Here is a 16573-nt window from a genome sequence, read left to right as displayed (position 1 = left end):
CGGGGACCTCTTTTATCTTACAGCCGCCCGTAGGCCTTGAGCGTCTTCAGCCTGTCCACGGCGAGCCAGCCCCGCCACTCCTGTTCTCCTGCCGGGCTTACCGCCGGAAACGACAAGGGCCAACCGCCGTCCTCCTGCTGCGATGCGATCAACGCGTCGAGATGGCGGTTTACCTCCTCTTCGGTCACGAGGCGGGCGGCGTAGCTGTCCGGCGCAGGCGCATAATCCAGCACCTTGTGGACATAGCCGCCTGCCAGCGGGTCCCGCTCGATGCCGCCCGGCCCGGCCAGCCAGTCATCAAGCACTGCCTTCAACCGGTCCGCCCTCCCTTGGTCCGGCTCCGGCGCATGCTCCAAAAAAGCGATCCACTGCGCAGCGTCATGGTAATCCCCCGGGACGCCACCGCTCTCCAGCGAACGCCACAGAAAAGCGATATTGCTCCGAAACCACGCTTCCTCCGCAAAATCCATGCGCTCCCGCTGAGCAAGCAGCATCCCGATGATGCTGCCGGTCGGATTCAGCGAAGGAATCCCGTCCCGCTCGGTGGTCCACCAAGGCGCGTGGGGATAGGCGTTTACGTCCGTGGTCGCCCTCGGCAATCCCCCGCCGTCCAAAGTGATGCTCCGCAAATACCTCAGCACCCCGTCCATCATATCCGAGCCAAACCCGCCGGCTTCCCGGATCACCATCAGCGCCGTTTCCGTCGTGACCGGCTGGCTTTGCGGGCAGCGCATATCGGGTTCAAGCGCGTTTCCGAAGCCGCCGTCCGCGTTCTGGTAAGGTTTCAGCGCATCCAAAACCTCCTCGGCCGAACCGGTTTCAAAATGGAACGCAAATCTTTTACGATCCAGCAGTCTGGCGTTTGTATAAATAAACTCCCTGGCGCGCCGCAAAGTTTCCCGTTCTCTTTTTTCCATATCGCTTCCTCCTTATATAGGTTCAAGTTCTTGGCCGTTACACCGCCCGATCGCAATGGAACGGCAGATGTTCGTCTTCACTGGTATTTTTGCGCCAAAGCCAATGCCCGTTCGCGAATCGCCCGGCGCAATTCCTGGGGCTCAGCCACTTCGGCGTCCGGCCCCATCGCAAAAAAGAACGACACCGCCCAATTCAGCTCCGAGGCGGGCAAACGGCAATCCAGCAGCCACTCTTCATCGCCCGTCTGCTGAACCTCATGGCCGAAATGCGGGTCCTGCTCGGCAAGCAGTGAACCGCGATAGGTAAGCTTCACGCGGAGATGCATGGTGTCTCCCCCCGCCGGAGGTGCGGTACTGTCCTTGCCGCTTTTGACGTTCGTGATGTCCTTGCTGCCGTTTATGTCCGAAACATCCCTATCACCCTCAATTCCCTTGACTCCCTTGACGTCCGTGCCGCCCTCCCTCTGTTCGGCCCCCGCGGCCTGCGGGGGCGAAGTTTCGGCGATGTCCTCGAACCGGTCGACGCGGAAGGTCCGCGGCTCCCCGTGCTCCAGCGACTCGGCTTCACAGTACCAAAACCCGTTTGCGGCATACACCCGCTTCGGCCGAATCGTAAGGTGCCGGCGGTAGTTTTGCGACCGGTACAACACGCGCAGCCATCGCCCCGCGGCGGCGTGGGACATCAACGCCTTCAGATGCGGCGTCTTGTAACGGCGGTCCGGCACCTCCATCTCCACATGTTGAAGCAGCGGGGCGATTTGGCCGAGCATGGGCCCCGGCAGCGCCGACCGGATTTTGTCGGCCGCCGTCCATTTCGCCTGTCCAAAGGGGCTGTCGCTGTATTTGGCCATCGCGTCCAAAGCAAGCAAAACGGTCAAGGCCTCGCCGGCATCAAACTGCAGCGGCGGCAGCCGGTAGCCGTCCATCAGCCGATAGCCGCCGCCCGGCCCGGACACAGCGCTGATCGGAACGCCGATCTCCGACAACGCTTGTATATCGCGCAGCACCGTCCGTTTGGAAACCTCCAGCTTGTCCGCCAGGGACAGCGCCGTTTCCGGACGCTGCTGCAGCGCCATGACGATCGCCATCATCCTGTCCATTCGCTTCATCCTGCTCTTTGCCTCCCGCTTATGTCCACTATATCAGGCTATTGGTGACAACGGATTGTCACCAATCTGCCGTCTTTTTTTAGAATACGAATATATACAAAAAAACACAGCCCTATAAAGAGCTGTGCTTTTCATTATCGCGCTTGGAACCAAACTTTATAAGTGATCCGTTGCCGGAAGTGATCTTATAATTTGATTACGTTAGCAGCTTGAGGACCACGATTGCCTTCAGTGATCTCGAATTCTACGGCTTGACCTTCTTCCAGAGTTTTGAAGCCATCACCTTGAATTGCGGAGAAGTGTACGAATACGTCTTCGCCACCTTCAACTTGGATGAAGCCATAGCCTTTTTCTGCGTTAAACCATTTAACTGTACCTTTCAAATGAACAACCTCCTAAAAATAACCGCCATCGTTGGCGAATATCCATATTATACTCTATGCCCACAGACAATGCAACGTGACAATTTTCGAAAGGTTTTTTCCGGGTCGCCGGCGGCGAAGAAACGATCGTTTTATTTGCTTTCCTCCAGAGCGTGAGTTATCATTTTACATAAAAATATTACCAATTATACGCGGCGTCTAAGCCTGCGAGCAAAGCCAAAGATTGGAGAATTGCGATGATCAAAAAACACGAAATATACAAAAAAGACAAGTGGAATATGATGACTGTAGAAGTTCAGGGCAAATACATCATTCTCCGCGAAATTTCCGATCAGTGGGGCGAAGAATCGCACACCTTCCTCAGCCGTCCGGCGATGATGGAGTGGGTGAACCGCCGTTTTCCCAAAGAGGATTTTGCCGGCAACGAAACGGAATGGAACGACATCATGAACGCCTTCAGGCAGGTTTAGACGGCCGGTCATTTCTCCTTTTGCCAAGCCTGCTTGGCAATCACATTAATGAAACGGGGCAACGATGAATGAATAGCAGTTCCAGCATTTTAATCTTCATTATTTGTGCGTTTGCGCTGGCCGTCATACTGATCATGAACAAGAACAACATCCACCCCCGGCTTAAACGCGGCCTCGCCCTCACTGCCCTGATTATGGTAGTGGTGTCGTTTGGCTTAATCATCTACAGCTTTCTGGCATAGGGAGCGGGTGGCAAATATTTCTTCGGCAGGCGGCCCATACTAGGATAATGCCCATGGCGAGCAAATTCAATCATCGTACTGCGCCGGGCTTCCGATCAAGACATCCGGGAGGTTTCCTAGTTATGAAATGGCCGCGTACCATCCCCTTGCTGCTATCCTGCTGCCTGTTGATTTCCACGCTGCAAGGCGGCTCCGCCGCGGGCCAGCCCGCGGCTTCACCTTACCCAAAACAAAGGAGGATTCCGATGAGCACCTTAATGAAACGCTCGGAAGTATCGCAGGAGAATACATGGAAGCTTGAGGATCTGTTTTCCGACCAGGCTTCTTGGGACAAATCGTACGAAGAACTGAAGGCATTGAAGGGCAAAGCCTCCGAATTCGAAGGCCAACTGAACAACGCCAAAAACATCAAGGCCGTTTTCGAGCTGGAAGACGATCTTTCCTTAAAAATCGAGCGGTTGTACGTTTACGCTCACTTGCATCATGATGAGGATACGACCAACCCTACATACCAGGCGCTTGTGCAAAAGGCGAAAAAACTCAGCGTCGAGGTCAACGAAGCGCTGTCGTTCATTACTCCGGAGATCTTGTCCCTGCCGGAACAGGAGCTTGACCGTCTGATCAGCGACCCGGAGCTTGCGGATTACAAATTTACGCTGCAGGAAATCAAACGCGAGAAAGCGCATGTGCTGAGCAAAACGGAAGAGGCGCTGCTGGCCCAGGTCGGCAATCTGTCGCAGGCGCCGCAGCAAATTTTTGGCATGATCAACAATGCGGATATGAAGTTCCCGAAAATCAAAGACGAACACGGGAACGAAGTCGAGTTGACGCACGGCAGCTACATTCAGTTCCTGGAAAACCCGAACCGCGAAGTGCGGGAGCGGGCGTTTAAAGCCGTATACGAAACGTACCGCAAGCAAAAAAATACGATCGCGGCAACTTTAACCGCCAACATTAACAAAAACATGTTTTATTCCCGGGTGCGCAAATACCCTTCCGTGCTGGAAATGTCCCTGTATGGCGACAACATTCCGAAGGAAGTGTACACGAACCTGATCGACACGATTCATGAAAGCCTGCCGCTGCTGCATCGCTACATGAAGCTGCGGAAGAAGCTGCTTGGCGTCGATGAGCTGCACATGTACGACCTGTTTGCCCCGCTCGTAGAGGAATACAAATGGGATATCAACTACAAGGAAGCGAAACAGATGGTCGAGGACGGCCTGAAGCCGCTCGGCGAAGATTACCTCAAAGCGCTTCGTTCCGGCTTCGAAAACCGCTGGATCGACGTGTACGAGAATGAAGGCAAGCGGACGGGCGCTTACAGCTGGGGAGCCTACGGCACCCACCCTTACGTGCTGCTCAACCACAAGGACAACCTGAACAGCATGTTTACGCTCGCGCACGAGATGGGCCATGCCCTGCATTCCCATTTTTCGGACGAAGCTTTGAAGTATCGCGATGCTCAGTACACGATTTTCCTGGCCGAGGTCGCTTCGACGACCAACGAGGCGCTGCTGATGGATTATTTGTTGAAAAAATCGGCCGATCCGAAGCAGAAGCTGTACCTGCTGACGTATTACGCCGACCAGTTCCGGACGACCGTGTTCCGGCAAACGATGTTCGCCGAGTTCGAGAAAATCATCCACGAGAAGGCGGAAGCCGGCGAATCGCTGACCCCGCAGGAGCTGTCTGCGATTTATTACGATTTGAACGTAAAATACCACGGCAAAGACATGGCCGTCGACCAGGATATCGAAATGGAATGGGCGCGCATCCCCCATTTCTATACCAGCTTCTACGTGTACAAATACGCCACCGGCTTCTCCGCGGCGACCAGCTTCTCCAAGCAGATCCTGGAGGAAGGCCAGCCTGCGGTCGACCGCTATCTCGGCTTCCTGAAAAGCGGCGGCAGCGACTATTCGATCAATATTTTGAAAAAAGCCGGCGTCGACATGTCCTCGCCGGAGCCGATCCGCGAAGCGATGAGCGTGTTCGAAGACGTCATCGAGCAAATGGAGCAACTGACGAAGTAGCGTCGCGCCCCATGCGGCCGCCCGGTTCCATAAAATCCCTTGCCCCGAGCGGGCAAGGGATTTTATACTGACCTAAAGGAGGTGTTACCTCATGCGAATTCAATGGTCCTTGATTTTAGCGCTTATTTTCGCCTTGATCACCGCCGTGTTTGCCGTTATCAACGTCAACCCGGTGCAGGTGAATTTATTGTTCGGCGCGGTCAGCCTTCCGCTGATCTTGCTGATCCTCGGTTGCACGCTGCTCGGCGGCATCATCGTCGGCTCGTTTGGCATCTACCGCGGATACCGGCTGCAGCGGGAAGTGAAAGGCCTGCAGGCCAAGCTCGTACATATCCAGGAAGCGACCGGCTACATTTTCCCCGAACCGGAAAAGACTGAAAAAGGGAAAAAAGCGGCCGGCAAAAACGAAAAGGCCGCCGGGAAGGCGGAACCTTCCGCGGAAGATTTATCTTCTTCCGAACATTGATCCGGCGGCAGCGAGTTCCTAATTTTTGAGGAGGTTCCCATGAAGATTCAAGCCAATGAGACCTATATTTTAAACATTCTGAAAACGCTGCTCGATACGCCAAGCCCGAGCGGCTTTACGCGCGGTATTATGACGCTGATCGGGCGCGAAGCGGAGGCCCTGGGCATCCCCTGTTCGTTTAACGAAAAAGGCGGCGCCATCCTGACGCTGCCCGGCCGCGACTCGTCCCGGCGGATCGCGCTAAGCGCTCACGTCGATACTTTGGGCGCCATGGTCCGTTCGATCACCGAAAAAGGCACGCTGAAGATCACCTCGGTCGGCGGATTTATGATGCACAGCATCGAAAACGAATACTGCCAAATCCACACTCGCAGCGGCAAGGTTTACACGGGAACGATCTTGTCGGCGCAGCCTTCCGTCCACGTATACACCGACGCCCGCGACTTCAAGCGCGAGGAGAAAAATATGGAAGTGCGGATTGACGAATTAGTGGAAAATAAAGACGACGTACTGAAGCTGGGCATCTCCGCCGGCGATTTTATTTCCTTCGATTCCCGCGCGGTCATTACGTCCAGCGGGTACATCAAGTCCCGCCATCTCGACGACAAGGCGAGCGTGGCCGCCCTGTTCGGCCTGCTGGAATCGAGCCGGCGCGAGGGCTGGACGCCGCGCCATGATCTGGTTTTCCTCATTTCCAACTATGAGGAAGTCGGGCACGGCGCAGCGTGGATTCCGGACGGCGTAAACGAAATGATCGCCGTCGACATGGGCGCGATGGGCGACGATTTAAGCTGCAAAGAGACCGATGTGTCGATTTGCGCCAAAGACTCCAGCGGGCCGTACGATTACGACATGACCGGCAAGCTGATCGAACTCGCCCAAGGCTTGGGAATCCCGCACGCGGTCGACATTTACCCGCATTACGGCTCGGACGCCTCGGCGGCGCTGCGCGGCGGTCACAACATCCGCGCCGCGCTGATCGGCCCGGGCGTGCACGCTTCGCACGCCATGGAGCGGACGCACAAGCAGGCCGTCATCAACACGACCCGCCTGCTCGCCGCGTATGTGGCCGAATAACGGGCCTCGCAACGGGCCTCGCCGGGAGCTCGATGGCCCGGAAGCAGAGCGTTCGCGCAGCGAGAACCGGGGAGGATCCGAGGGAACCGGGAAACAGGATCGATCCGCTGGAACCGGAACGGCCGGAACCGCAGGCCCGGGAGCGTCCGAGGAAACCGTGGAACAGGATCGATCCGGCAGAATGGGGATGCCTGGTACCGATGGATCTGACCGGCCCGGGGAGACCGTGCCACCGGAAACCAAAGGCTCAGGATGGCCCGAGGAAGCTAGGATGCCCGGAACCAACGGCCCAGGGTCGACCGAGGAAACCGAGATGTCCAGAACCAACGGCCCAGGATCGACCAAGGAAACCGAGATGTCCGGAACCAACGGCCCAGGATCGACCAAGGAAACCGAGATGTCCGGAACCAACGGCCCAGGATCACCCGAGTTCACCGGGCCGGCCGGAGCCAAAAGGCCGCTAGCGTTCGGTGGATTCAGGCGTTGGGCCGTTGCCTCCGCTGCGGCGGCGGTCATCTTCCTCGGCGTCCTGGCGATGCTCTTGTGGGGAAGCCGATTCCTCCTTCCCCATGCTTACGCTTATTATGAGACAACCGCAGATAACGGCGTGAAGCTGCACGCGCTGGCCGCTTCGCCGGAGCAAATCGAGCTGCGGGCCGCGGACCGGCCGCTGGGCGATTGCCGCGTATACGGCATCAACGGCGGATTTTTTTACAATGACGCCGTTTTATCCATCGCGGTTAGCGATGACCGGCCGGTCCAGGGCACTGCCGGCGAATACGGCTCCGGCTGGTTCAACGCCAAATACGCGCGCGGCACGCTCGTTTGGGATGCGGCGGCCGGCCGCTTTTCGGTGCAGGTCGTCTCGGCCGCTGGCGAGCTCACCGTCACCGACCGCGGCCGCTATTTCGCCCAGGGCGGCGTCAGCATGAAGCTGCAGGACGATACCGGATGGCGGGCGGCCGCCGTGGACGCCGAGCATCTGCCCTACCCGGACGAGGAGCGTCTCCGCTCCGGCCTCGTCTACGACGATGCGGGCCGGCTGTGGCTGATCGTCACGCCGACCCGCTGCACGGCAGAAGCGTTCCGCTCCGCCGTCAAGGAGACGATCGCTCCCGGCTCGGCCGTGGACGGCATCTTCCTCGACGGTGACGGCTCCTCGCAACTGAACGCCGCCGAGATCAAACTCCACGGCGATTCGCGCGATCTGCGGCAGATTATTGCGATTCAGTAGTGGCAGAACAAATAGAATTAACAAAAAGACAATTCGACGGATTTTTGCCGGAGAATTGTTTTTTTATTTTTTGGTTAGAAATTTATAATTAACTGCTTGTATTTTCGCTTCTAAATTTACCTTTAAGGGTGAGAGAGAAACGGCAGCGAGTTGCAAGTTTGGGAATGACTTGCAGTCGCTGATTCCCCCTAACATCTCCTCACCATTAAAATTTGAGGAGCGATTGAAAATGGCAAATTACACATATGCTACGTACACAGCATCGAATGGAGTTAAGTTGTACACGATCAAAACTTCCCCGAATAATATCTGGATTAAATATATTGGGGCTTCAAATGTACCCGAGCAAAGTTCTTACGGGGTGAATGGTGGTTATTTCATTCGTGATCAAGATGTTTTGCTTCAAATTGCAGTCAATAACGATGTCCCTGTAAACGGACCCAAAGATGAATATGGAAGCGGATATGAAAACGTAAAATATGCTCGTGGTACATTGGTCTGGGACGCTACTGAAAGCCAATTTTCCGTGCAAGTCGCAAAATCCGCAGCCGATCTATACGTTATTAAACGAACAAGATATTGGGCGCAAGGCGGTATTAGCATGTCTCTTAACAGTGACAGCACCTGGGCATCACAAGCAGATAAAGAAAATATGCAAAATAGAACAGGTCAGGCGGAGCGTACTGGACTCGTCTATAACAATACTAATAACATCTGGCTTGTTGTGACTGACACATTATGCACTGCTGCAGCTTTTAGATCGGCAATCAAGGAAAAAGTAGGCTCAGGAACACTCCTCAATGGAATATTCTTGGATGGTAGCGGTTCTTCACAAATGAATTGTAAAGAGAAACAAGCGTATGGTGATAAGCGAAAAGTTTATCAAATGGTTGCATTAAGAAACGAGTAATTAAAATATTCACCAGATTGAGACTCCGGCTACCTTATTGGTGGCCGGCGGTCTTGTTTTCAATTTCGTACTAAAAACGAGGTAACTTTTCCATATTTTAGACGTCTATATATAAAAAGAAAATATGGAGGATCATTTATGAATAAGTTGATTGTCTATACGGTGACTGGAATTGTTACACTAGGGATACTAACATCATGTTCAAATGAAGGCAATAAGGATCATGTTCAGGAGCAAAACGAAACTCAATCCATTGGGACAAATGCTTCTCAAAATCAGCAAGTAGAAAATGATGGCTCCTTTAAAACCGGTGTTTTTGTAGACTTCGATGCCTTGGATGATCCATTGTACACAGAGGAAATTAGGTCCCTTATGAAAACCACTTTGGAAGCTTTGGCCAATAAGGATGAACAGGCACTTCGGAGCGTATATTACAAAGAGGACTCCGAAGGTATCAGTGAATATTTTTTTGATAGAGATTATTGTTTTGAGTCTTTGGAAGGTATTACGAAGGACCATGATAGATTAATTGTTAGAGTTAAAACAAAAGCCAGAATTGAAAATGAAGTCATTGAACGTAGTGAAGATTATTGGTTGGTCAAGGACAAGAACGATCACTGGAAACTGGGGTCTATTGATTAAGTCTATCATGGGTTATGGGGGATACCTGACGAAAAAGTTAATTGTCTAGACTGACAAACGCACTTTTTACTCTCTATTTCGCAAAAAACAAGGAGACATTTTCCTTCTTACAAACGTCAATATAGATAAAAGGAAAAATATGGAGGAAAAAGCCCATGAACAAATTGATTGTCTATATGGTGACTGGAATTGTTACACTAGGGATACTAACATCATGTCAAATGGGGCAATAAGGATCATCTTCAGGAGTAAAACAAAACTCTATCCATTGGGACAAAAGCTTTTCACAAAACAGCAAGCAAAAAAAGACGATATCTTTCAAACCGGTGTTTTTGTAGATCTTTGATGCCTTGGACGATCCATTGTACACAGGGGAAATTAAGTCCCTTATGAAAACCACTTTGGAAGCCTTGGCGAATAAGGATGAGCAGGCACTTCGGAGCGTATTTTACAGAGGGGACACCGAAGGTATTCGTAAATATTTTTTTGATACAGATTACTGTTTTGAGTCTTTGGAAGGTATTACGAAAGACCATGATAGACTAATTGTTAGAAAATTATTGAATATTTCCAATCACAACACCGCTTAGCAAACGAAAAGGGGCCGCCTGTTGGAAGAATCCAACGACACCCCCGCAACGCAGACAAGGTTATTTATATCTGGAGTAATCCGCGTCGTAGTATGCTGCGGCACGGATTGTTTATTGTTAATGAACAGCCGATTAACCTCCAAAAATCAAAGCGAGCTTACGACCTCGGAAATGCTCATTCGTTTGATCCGCCGCAATGGTCCGATCACCGATAACAGTGTTACGGTTAGGATGAGGAAGACGATCAAAGTTACCTGCCCGAAAGGGAATCTCCAGATCAAATGAAGGTCGGACAGCACCCCGAAAATAAGCGTTCTTTGCAGCAACAGGCCTAGCACCAGGCCGCATATCGCGCCTGTGAGCGAGTAGACGGCCGCTTCCGTGACAACCATTTTTCCCAGTTGCGCTCCGGACATCCCGACTGCCCGCATGACTCCGAAATAGCGGACCTTCTGGGCGACACTCGTATTCATCGTATTGATGATATTCAAGATGCTGATCAGGCCGATTACCGCCACAAATCCGTATATAAACACGGCCATCGTCATAAATGTCTGATCGTTTTCGGCATTTCTCTGCCGGCTGTCCAAGTATTCCACGGAAGGCGGAACAAGACCTTTGATCTGCTCGACGGTCCTGGTTTCATCGCGGCCCGTGAGCTGAATGTCGATGGCTCTGTAGCCGGATTGCCCGGTCAATTCCCGAAACTGCTTTTCCGTGGTAATAAAAGTGGTCAGTACAGGCTGGGACGAACTGAACGGAACCTCGCGCAGCACGCCCATAACCTTCAACGTTTTGGGACCCTGCGGCGTTTCCATCTGAACTTCATCGCCAACTTCCAACCGTACCGCCTCCGCCTTCGTTCTCCGGTTGTTGATTGTGCTAAAGACGATGGCAATGACGCCGTTCCCTTCGTCCATTTTCGCTTCCGACAGCGCCCCGGCGACAAGATCGTCCCTGGCCCAGTCGAGTTGAACCTGGTCATAGGAAATGAGCCATGACTTTTCCGGCGGCACGAAACTCCCGTCTTCCTTTATTTTCAGTTTACCGGAATTTTTAACGCCATTAGACAGCTTCGTGGCGTCAAAACTTGCCTCCGCGTAGCCCATCATCCGGCCGTAGACGCGCTTCGTCCCTTCCAGTGCCGTCAATGCCTTGTATACATCGTCCTCGATCGTCCCCTCCTTGGCCGTAAGTGTTATATCCGGCGTGTACGGCTTGGTCGTTTTGATACTCGTATGCATAAAATCTACCAGCACCTGAAAGCCGAGGAACAACACGATGCTGATAGCGATAGAAGAGGCCATTAAGATGAGCGTTTTCTTTTTCATGACGGCGTTGTTCAGCCCCAGCGCCACCTCCGCGCGGAACATTCGCGTCAGCAGGCCGCGTTTGTGCCGTTTGCGCGGTTTAAATTCGCCGCTCCCAGTCACGGCGTTGACGGGCGAGACGCGTGCCGCTTTTCTGGCCGGCAGCAGGGAAGCAATATAGACGGTCAGAAAACCAATGACAACCCCCGCGACGATCCCCGCCGGACTTACGCTAAACAGTGGAATGTCCGCAAACAGCTCATCATTGTAAAATTTCAAAATGGCCGAGCAGGCGAACGTAATCAGCATCCCGGCCAACACGCCGGCCGGAATGGCCATTAGCGTAATGCGCAGCCCTTCCCGACGGACCAGCTTGCGGATTTGAACAGCGGAGGCCCCAATGCATCTTAGCAGCCCGAATTGCCGGACCCGGTCCATGACCGAGATATTGAAAATGTTGTAGATCATGACAACCCCGGCAACGAGGACGATAATGAATAAAACAAAGCCTGTGGCATACAATCCCATAATTGCCTCGCTCCCGCCCTGGCCGGACACCGCCAGCAAACGCGTATTCAAACCGACCCGGTCCCCTGGAATTCCAAGGCGCTCCCTGATGTCTTCGGCCGCCTTGTTCGCGTTGACCCCGTCCTTAAATTGAACAAGCAACGTGACCCGCTTCTCCCCGCTTGGAACGGTCTCCGCCGCGGCGGTAGAGAGCAGAACCCCGGGCGAACCGGAAGCCTTGCGGCCGCCCAAATCGTTGTAAATTCCGCTGACTACGAACTCCCCCTCCTTCAGGCCGGGAAGGGAAACCCGTACCTTGTCGTTCAGCTTGGCGCCCAGAAACAAATCGTCGGTAGCCCATTGTTCAATCATGATTTCATTCGATTTAGCCGGAAAATGCCCTTCCACCACGCGTATGTTCATATTTTCGGCAAAAGGTTCATCAAGAGCCCCAAATTCGCTGGACACCCCTTCCACCGTTCCGCCCTTTAAGCTGAACCACCTTCCGGACCGCTCTACATCCAGCCTGGCGGAGAGCGCCTCGATTTCCGCAGACGCCGGGGCCTCAACGGCCACATGGTAATTCCCGATATCGTGAATGACCTGGGCCTTTTCGAATTTCAGGGCAACGTCGAGCATGGAAAAAATCCCCGTCACGAGCGCAACAGAGATCGCGACGCTGGCCACCGTCAGCCGCGTTTTTCGCGGATGCGCCGTAAGGTACTTCCGCACAAGCCCCAGATAGCTTTTCATCGTCCTCCGCCCCCCAGTTCGGTCACGACGCCGTCTTCCACATTCAGCACGCGGTCGGCCACCGAGGCGAACCCCGGGTTATGAGTAATCATCACCAACGTCTGATTGTACCTCTCCACCGAAAGCCGCATCAAATTGATTACATCCTTACTGTTCACTGTATCAAGATTGCCGGTCGGTTCGTCGGCCAAAATGATCTTCGGCCTTGCCGCCAGCGCGCGGCCGATCGCTACCCGCTGCTGCTGTCCGCCCGAGAGCTGACTCGGCAGGTGAGCCCTGCGCTCCTTAAGTCCCAGCAGCTCAAGAAGTTCCCGTACGTAGTCGGGATCCGGCTTCTTATGGTCCAGAAGCAGGGGAAGCGTCATATTCTCCTCCACATTCAGCTCCGGTACGAGATTAAAAGCCTGGAATACAAACCCGATGTTGCGCCGGCGAAAGACGGCCAACTCCTTTTCCTTCATTCGGAACACATCCCTGCCGTCCAGAATAACGCTGCCCGATGTCGGAAAATCCAGCGCACCCAGCAGATTGAGCAGCGTGCTTTTCCCCGACCCGGACGGGCCGACAATCGATACGAATTCGCCTTTGTTAATGGAGAACGAGGCGTTTTTTAGCGCCTCCACCCTGGTTTCTCCATCACCGTACGTTTTACTTAAACCATCCGCTTTCAAGATTTCCATCATTCATATCCCCCGGTCTATGATTTCTTCTACAGGTTGATTAAAACTTGCAATATCAGAATAAACGCGGGAGCTTACCGAGCGATGAATTTCACCTTACAATTTCGTAAGCCTTGGCAGATGAAGCGTAAATTTCGCGCCTTGTCCGGGTTTGCTGTCCAGCGATATAAAACCGCCGTGCATCTCGGCGATCGTCTTCGCCAGTGTCAACCCGATGCCGGTTCCCTGTTTGTTTTGCGAAAAGCGGCTGCGGTAAAAAGGCTTGAACAGGAAATTGGCGTCATCCGGATGAACGCCTTCCCCACCGTCGGCCACCACGATATCCACCAGCAGGGGCGTTTCCGTAAGCTGCACCGTGATGCTACTGCCTGGCCCGGAATGCTCGACCGCGTTCGTCAGCAAATTGCTGACGGCCTCCAGCAGCCATTCCGGGTCGCACGCATAACTCACCGGACGGACGGCTTCCATATCAAGACGCTTCCCCTCTCGCTCCAGCCGGGTTTCCAGGCTGCCTGCCGCCCGGCGAATCAGTTCGTTCAGCATGACCGGCCTTTTATGCAGCTCGATGATTCCGGCATCCAGCCGGGCCATTTTAAGCAAATTCGTGATGAGCCGCTGCATCCGCTCCAGTTCCTGCCCGCTTTTCTCCAAAAACCGGGACACCGTTTCATTGTTCACCGCTTCCCCCTGCATAATTTCGTTGTACATAAACAAAGCGGAAAGCGGCGTCTTAAGCTGGTGAGATATATTCGTCATCGTCTCCTTCAGGAACAGGCGGTTCTGCTTCTCCTTGGCAATGTGGGTCTGCAGGGAGGAAATCATCGTATTGATCGCCGCCGCCAGCCTCGACAGACTGCCTTCCTCGGTATCGTCGATCCAGGTCGTTCTGCCCCCATTCATGATGTAGTAGACCTCTTCTTGGTACTGATCCACAGTCCCATACAAACGCTTTAGAAAACGATAGACCGTTAGGAGCACAAGAGCGCCGAAAAAAGTGCAGGCCAAACCGTTTATCCATGCATAACTCCGGTATGAAGTCCAAATCGAGGGCAACAGCCGCATGTCCGTGCCGCCGTTATAACCGGCGTCCGCGAGAATCGTCCTGCCGGATTCGGCATCCTCCGCGCGGGGAGCGGAGGTAAACAAAGCAGCAATCTCCGCGGCGGACAAGCCTGGGGAGACGCTTCTGATCCGTCCGGCCAACTCCGCATCCCGCTCCGTAAACATCCCCTGGACCACAGCGGCCTGCCTGTACGCAAGCATCCCCCATACCAACTGGCCCACGGTCAAGATCAGCACCAGCCCCAGTAAAAATGGCTTAACTCCTTTATTGTTCAAAACGTTCATGGCCATCCCTTTACTTCACGGTATTCCATCGGTATCCCATCCCTCTGATCGTAGTCAAAAACACCGGATTTTTCGGGTCGTCCTCGATCTTGTCCCGCAGCCTGCTGATATAAACCGCCAGGGTGTTGTCGTCCACGTAACTGTCGCGGCTGCCCCACATTCTCTCCATCACCTGCTCTTTATTCAAGACGATTTTCGAGTTGCGCATAAACAGACACAGCAAACGGTACTCGGCGGCCGTCAGTTCCAATTCGGCTCCATCCTTCAGGACACGCCCCTCCAGTAGTTTGACCATAATACCGTTGCTGGTCAAAAGCGCCTCTTGTCCGGAGGAAGACTCGGAACGCCGCCAGGCCGCATTCATTCGCGAGATCAGCTCATTCAGCTTCAGCGGCTTGGTCATATAATCGTCGCCGCCGATATCCAGCCCCATCACGACATTCGCTTCTTCATCGGAGGCCGTCAAGAATATGACCGGGACTTCCGATGTTTTGCGGATTTCACGGCAAAATTCAAAGCCGCTGCCGTCCGGCAGCATAACATCCAGCAATACCATGTTAAATATTACGTTCGCAAACCTTTCTTCCGCTTCCTTGACCGTTCTGACCACGCTAACCTCGTAACCTTGTTTGCCCAAAAAATAACGCAGACCCTCGATCAGGCTGAGGTCGTCCTCTACCAGCAATATTTTTTTCACCTTTCACCACTACCCTTGCACCAAAATGACGGTCACTACTCCAAAGCGATCAGCAGCTCGTTTATCGACGAGAATAAGTGCTTGTTATTTTTTACCTCTATACTATTTCCAATTATACAATAGCTTCCCATTTCCGCCACTTTGTCCGCAAGATCGGCGAACAGGAACATTTCCTCGTCCGTCATTTGGCTTTCCGTTTCGGTAGCGAAAGCCGCAGCGGGTCGGGCGCCGTCCCCAAACAATCGCTTTAGCGTCGCCTTAGTTGGCATAAAGTCAACTAAGGCTTCTTCCGATTAAGCTATCATTTTCGCGGTTTCGGCCAGCGGTGGCGGGGAACGTAGCGGATCAAGGCGTGATGGACCGCCACCCATTGCGCTTCGGTTAAGGTTCCAATCGCCGTCCGCGCGCCATCGATGCCTAAAGTCCTCCTTAAAACCGTTAATTGCGGTTTGGTGAAAAAGGCGCTTAAAACGGCATCAAATGAAGCATACGGAGATTTTAGCGCAGCTTCCGCAAGCCCCAGAAAAACGCTGCGTTCATGATAAGGCACGAGTGGCTCACGTTTTCGGTCGATCCGCACCAACGCCGAGTCGACGCTTGGCGGGGGAGCGAAATTCATCCGGGAGATGACCTGGATGAATTTGAAATCAAACCACATTTTCCACGCCAATACGTACGGGTCCTTCACTTGTTTGCCCGTAAACCTCCTGGCGGCCCCCTTCTCCATGACCAGGACAGCCCTTTGCAGAGACGTTGCCGGCTGGCTCAATAATTTTTTAAGAATCGGGGTCGTAATGGAATACGGGATATTGGACACAACGAGAAAAGCTTCCTGCGGTAGGCGGATATTCAGGATATCCTGGTGAATCACCTTTATATTCGCGTGGTGTCGGATTTTCCGTTTCAAAATCTCGACGAAGGCCGGGTCGTATTCGACAGCCACGACCTTTTTGGCCTTTTGGCATAACTCGGCCGTTAATGCCCCTTGACCTGCCCCCAGTTCCAGCACCGTGTCACCGTCTGAAATGCCGGCCTTGGCGACGATCTCCCGAATCAGTTTCCGGTTATGGATCAAATGCTGTCCCAAGTCATTGGGAAGTTCTCCCCGTTTTAATCGGGCTTGGTAAGGTTTTTTATTTTTTCGGCTCACTTGTCGCTCATCCCTTCGCAAAACGTCGCAGCTTCCCAACCTGCGGCCGGAGC

Annotated in this window: 17 protein-coding genes; 8 read left to right on the top strand and 9 right to left on the bottom strand. The window is 53.4% G+C overall.

From position 1 onward, the window contains the following. Positions 1 to 17 precede the first annotated feature (17 nt). The 3 genes from NYE69_RS14085 to NYE69_RS14075 form a co-directional block, all read right to left on the bottom strand. Entirely contained in the window at positions 18 to 917 is a 900-nt protein-coding gene (locus NYE69_RS14085; protein ID WP_340926660.1) for a hypothetical protein, read from the bottom strand. 77 nt (positions 918 to 994) lie between these two features. Then, on the bottom strand, positions 995 to 2026 hold the full coding sequence (locus NYE69_RS14080; protein ID WP_213510660.1) for a helix-turn-helix transcriptional regulator: 1032 nt from the start codon (positions 2024 to 2026) through the stop codon (positions 995 to 997). A gap of 185 nt (positions 2027 to 2211) precedes the next feature. Further along, positions 2212 to 2409, bottom strand: a complete 198-nt coding sequence (locus NYE69_RS14075) for a cold shock domain-containing protein (protein WP_036624279.1) — start codon at positions 2407 to 2409, stop codon at positions 2212 to 2214. Between the two features lie 236 nt (positions 2410 to 2645). Here NYE69_RS14075 and NYE69_RS14070 point away from each other — a divergent pair, with 236 nt between their 5' ends. From NYE69_RS14070 to NYE69_RS14035, 8 genes are all read left to right on the top strand, one after another. After that, positions 2646 to 2879, top strand: a complete 234-nt coding sequence (locus NYE69_RS14070) for a hypothetical protein (RefSeq protein WP_340926654.1) — start codon at positions 2646 to 2648, stop codon at positions 2877 to 2879. A gap of 68 nt (positions 2880 to 2947) precedes the next feature. Further along, positions 2948 to 3121 (top strand): hypothetical protein, encoded by a 174-nt coding sequence (locus tag NYE69_RS14065; protein WP_036624283.1) that lies wholly within the window; start codon positions 2948 to 2950, stop codon positions 3119 to 3121. A gap of 245 nt (positions 3122 to 3366) precedes the next feature. Continuing rightward, positions 3367 to 5157 (top strand): oligoendopeptidase F, encoded by a 1791-nt coding sequence (gene pepF, locus NYE69_RS14060; protein WP_340930403.1) that lies wholly within the window; start codon positions 3367 to 3369, stop codon positions 5155 to 5157. A 91-nt stretch (positions 5158 to 5248) separates the two neighbouring features. After that, the gene (locus NYE69_RS14055; RefSeq protein WP_155621163.1) at positions 5249 to 5623 is read left to right on the top strand and encodes a LapA family protein; all 375 of its coding nucleotides are present in this window, start codon (positions 5249 to 5251) and stop codon (positions 5621 to 5623) included. 39 nt (positions 5624 to 5662) lie between these two features. After that, a complete protein-coding gene (locus NYE69_RS14050) occupies positions 5663 to 6700 on the top strand; it encodes a M42 family metallopeptidase (RefSeq protein WP_340926653.1) in 1038 nt (345 codons plus the stop codon). Positions 6701 to 7013: 313 nt separating this feature from the next. Then, complete coding sequence (locus NYE69_RS14045) at positions 7014 to 7934, top strand: hypothetical protein (protein ID WP_340926652.1); 921 nt, start codon at positions 7014 to 7016, stop codon at positions 7932 to 7934. A 229-nt stretch (positions 7935 to 8163) separates the two neighbouring features. Continuing rightward, positions 8164 to 8844: a phosphodiester glycosidase family protein gene (locus NYE69_RS14040; protein ID WP_340926650.1), complete on the top strand. Its 681-nt coding sequence runs from the start codon at positions 8164 to 8166 to the stop codon at positions 8842 to 8844. 138 nt (positions 8845 to 8982) lie between these two features. Further along, positions 8983 to 9486, top strand: coding sequence for a hypothetical protein (locus NYE69_RS14035; RefSeq protein WP_340926649.1), 504 nt, complete (start codon positions 8983 to 8985; stop codon positions 9484 to 9486). A 736-nt stretch (positions 9487 to 10222) separates the two neighbouring features. Here NYE69_RS14035 and NYE69_RS14030 read toward each other — a convergent pair. The 6 genes from NYE69_RS14030 to erm all read right to left on the bottom strand — a co-directional run bounded on the left by NYE69_RS14030 (position 10223) and on the right by erm (position 16520). After that, positions 10223 to 12646, bottom strand: a complete 2424-nt coding sequence (locus NYE69_RS14030) for an ABC transporter permease (RefSeq protein WP_340926647.1) — start codon at positions 12644 to 12646, stop codon at positions 10223 to 10225. Next, positions 12643 to 13326, bottom strand: coding sequence for an ABC transporter ATP-binding protein (locus NYE69_RS14025; RefSeq protein ID WP_251590284.1), 684 nt, complete (start codon positions 13324 to 13326; stop codon positions 12643 to 12645). The genes NYE69_RS14030 and NYE69_RS14025 overlap by 4 nt, the downstream gene beginning before the upstream one ends. A gap of 96 nt (positions 13327 to 13422) precedes the next feature. Continuing rightward, a complete protein-coding gene (locus NYE69_RS14020) occupies positions 13423 to 14664 on the bottom strand; it encodes a sensor histidine kinase (protein ID WP_340926646.1) in 1242 nt (413 codons plus the stop codon). Between the two features lie 19 nt (positions 14665 to 14683). Continuing rightward, entirely contained in the window at positions 14684 to 15370 is a 687-nt protein-coding gene (locus tag NYE69_RS14015) for a response regulator transcription factor (RefSeq protein ID WP_340926645.1), read from the bottom strand. A 35-nt stretch (positions 15371 to 15405) separates the two neighbouring features. Continuing rightward, positions 15406 to 15639, bottom strand: a complete 234-nt coding sequence (locus NYE69_RS14010) for a hypothetical protein (RefSeq protein WP_340926644.1) — start codon at positions 15637 to 15639, stop codon at positions 15406 to 15408. Between the two features lie 32 nt (positions 15640 to 15671). Then, entirely contained in the window at positions 15672 to 16520 is an 849-nt protein-coding gene (gene erm, locus NYE69_RS14005) for a 23S ribosomal RNA methyltransferase Erm (RefSeq protein ID WP_340926642.1), read from the bottom strand. Between the last annotated feature and the right edge of the window lie 53 nt (positions 16521 to 16573).

The organism is Paenibacillus sp. FSL R5-0527, from assembly GCF_038008055.1.
Lineage (GTDB): Bacteria > Bacillota > Bacilli > Paenibacillales > Paenibacillaceae > Fontibacillus > Fontibacillus macerans.
The sequence above is the reverse complement of the archived record's forward strand: the minus strand, read 5'-3'. Positions and strand labels throughout refer to the sequence as shown.

Bases quoted from the DNA above. Each gene is read 5' to 3' on its own strand.
- NYE69_RS14030 (WP_340926647.1), bottom strand. From the start codon at position 12,646: ATGAAAAGCTATCTGGGGCTTGTGCGGAAGTACCTTACGGCGCATCCG.
- NYE69_RS14085 (WP_340926660.1), bottom strand. From the start codon at position 917: ATGGAAAAAAGAGAACGGGAAACTTTGCGGCGCGCCAGGGAGTTTATT.
- NYE69_RS14055 (WP_155621163.1), top strand. From the start codon at position 5,249: ATGCGAATTCAATGGTCCTTGATTTTAGCGCTTATTTTCGCCTTGATC.
- NYE69_RS14050 (WP_340926653.1), top strand. From the start codon at position 5,663: ATGAAGATTCAAGCCAATGAGACCTATATTTTAAACATTCTGAAAACG.
- NYE69_RS14025 (WP_251590284.1), bottom strand. From the start codon at position 13,326: ATGGAAATCTTGAAAGCGGATGGTTTAAGTAAAACGTACGGTGATGGA.
- NYE69_RS14045 (WP_340926652.1), top strand. From the start codon at position 7,014: ATGTCCAGAACCAACGGCCCAGGATCGACCAAGGAAACCGAGATGTCC.
- NYE69_RS14010 (WP_340926644.1), bottom strand. From the start codon at position 15,639: ATGCCAACTAAGGCGACGCTAAAGCGATTGTTTGGGGACGGCGCCCGA.
- NYE69_RS14040 (WP_340926650.1), top strand. From the start codon at position 8,164: ATGGCAAATTACACATATGCTACGTACACAGCATCGAATGGAGTTAAG.
- NYE69_RS14070 (WP_340926654.1), top strand. From the start codon at position 2,646: ATGATCAAAAAACACGAAATATACAAAAAAGACAAGTGGAATATGATG.
- pepF (WP_340930403.1), top strand. From the start codon at position 3,367: ATGAGCACCTTAATGAAACGCTCGGAAGTATCGCAGGAGAATACATGG.
- NYE69_RS14080 (WP_213510660.1), bottom strand. From the start codon at position 2,026: ATGAAGCGAATGGACAGGATGATGGCGATCGTCATGGCGCTGCAGCAG.
- NYE69_RS14035 (WP_340926649.1), top strand. From the start codon at position 8,983: ATGAATAAGTTGATTGTCTATACGGTGACTGGAATTGTTACACTAGGG.
- NYE69_RS14065 (WP_036624283.1), top strand. From the start codon at position 2,948: ATGAATAGCAGTTCCAGCATTTTAATCTTCATTATTTGTGCGTTTGCG.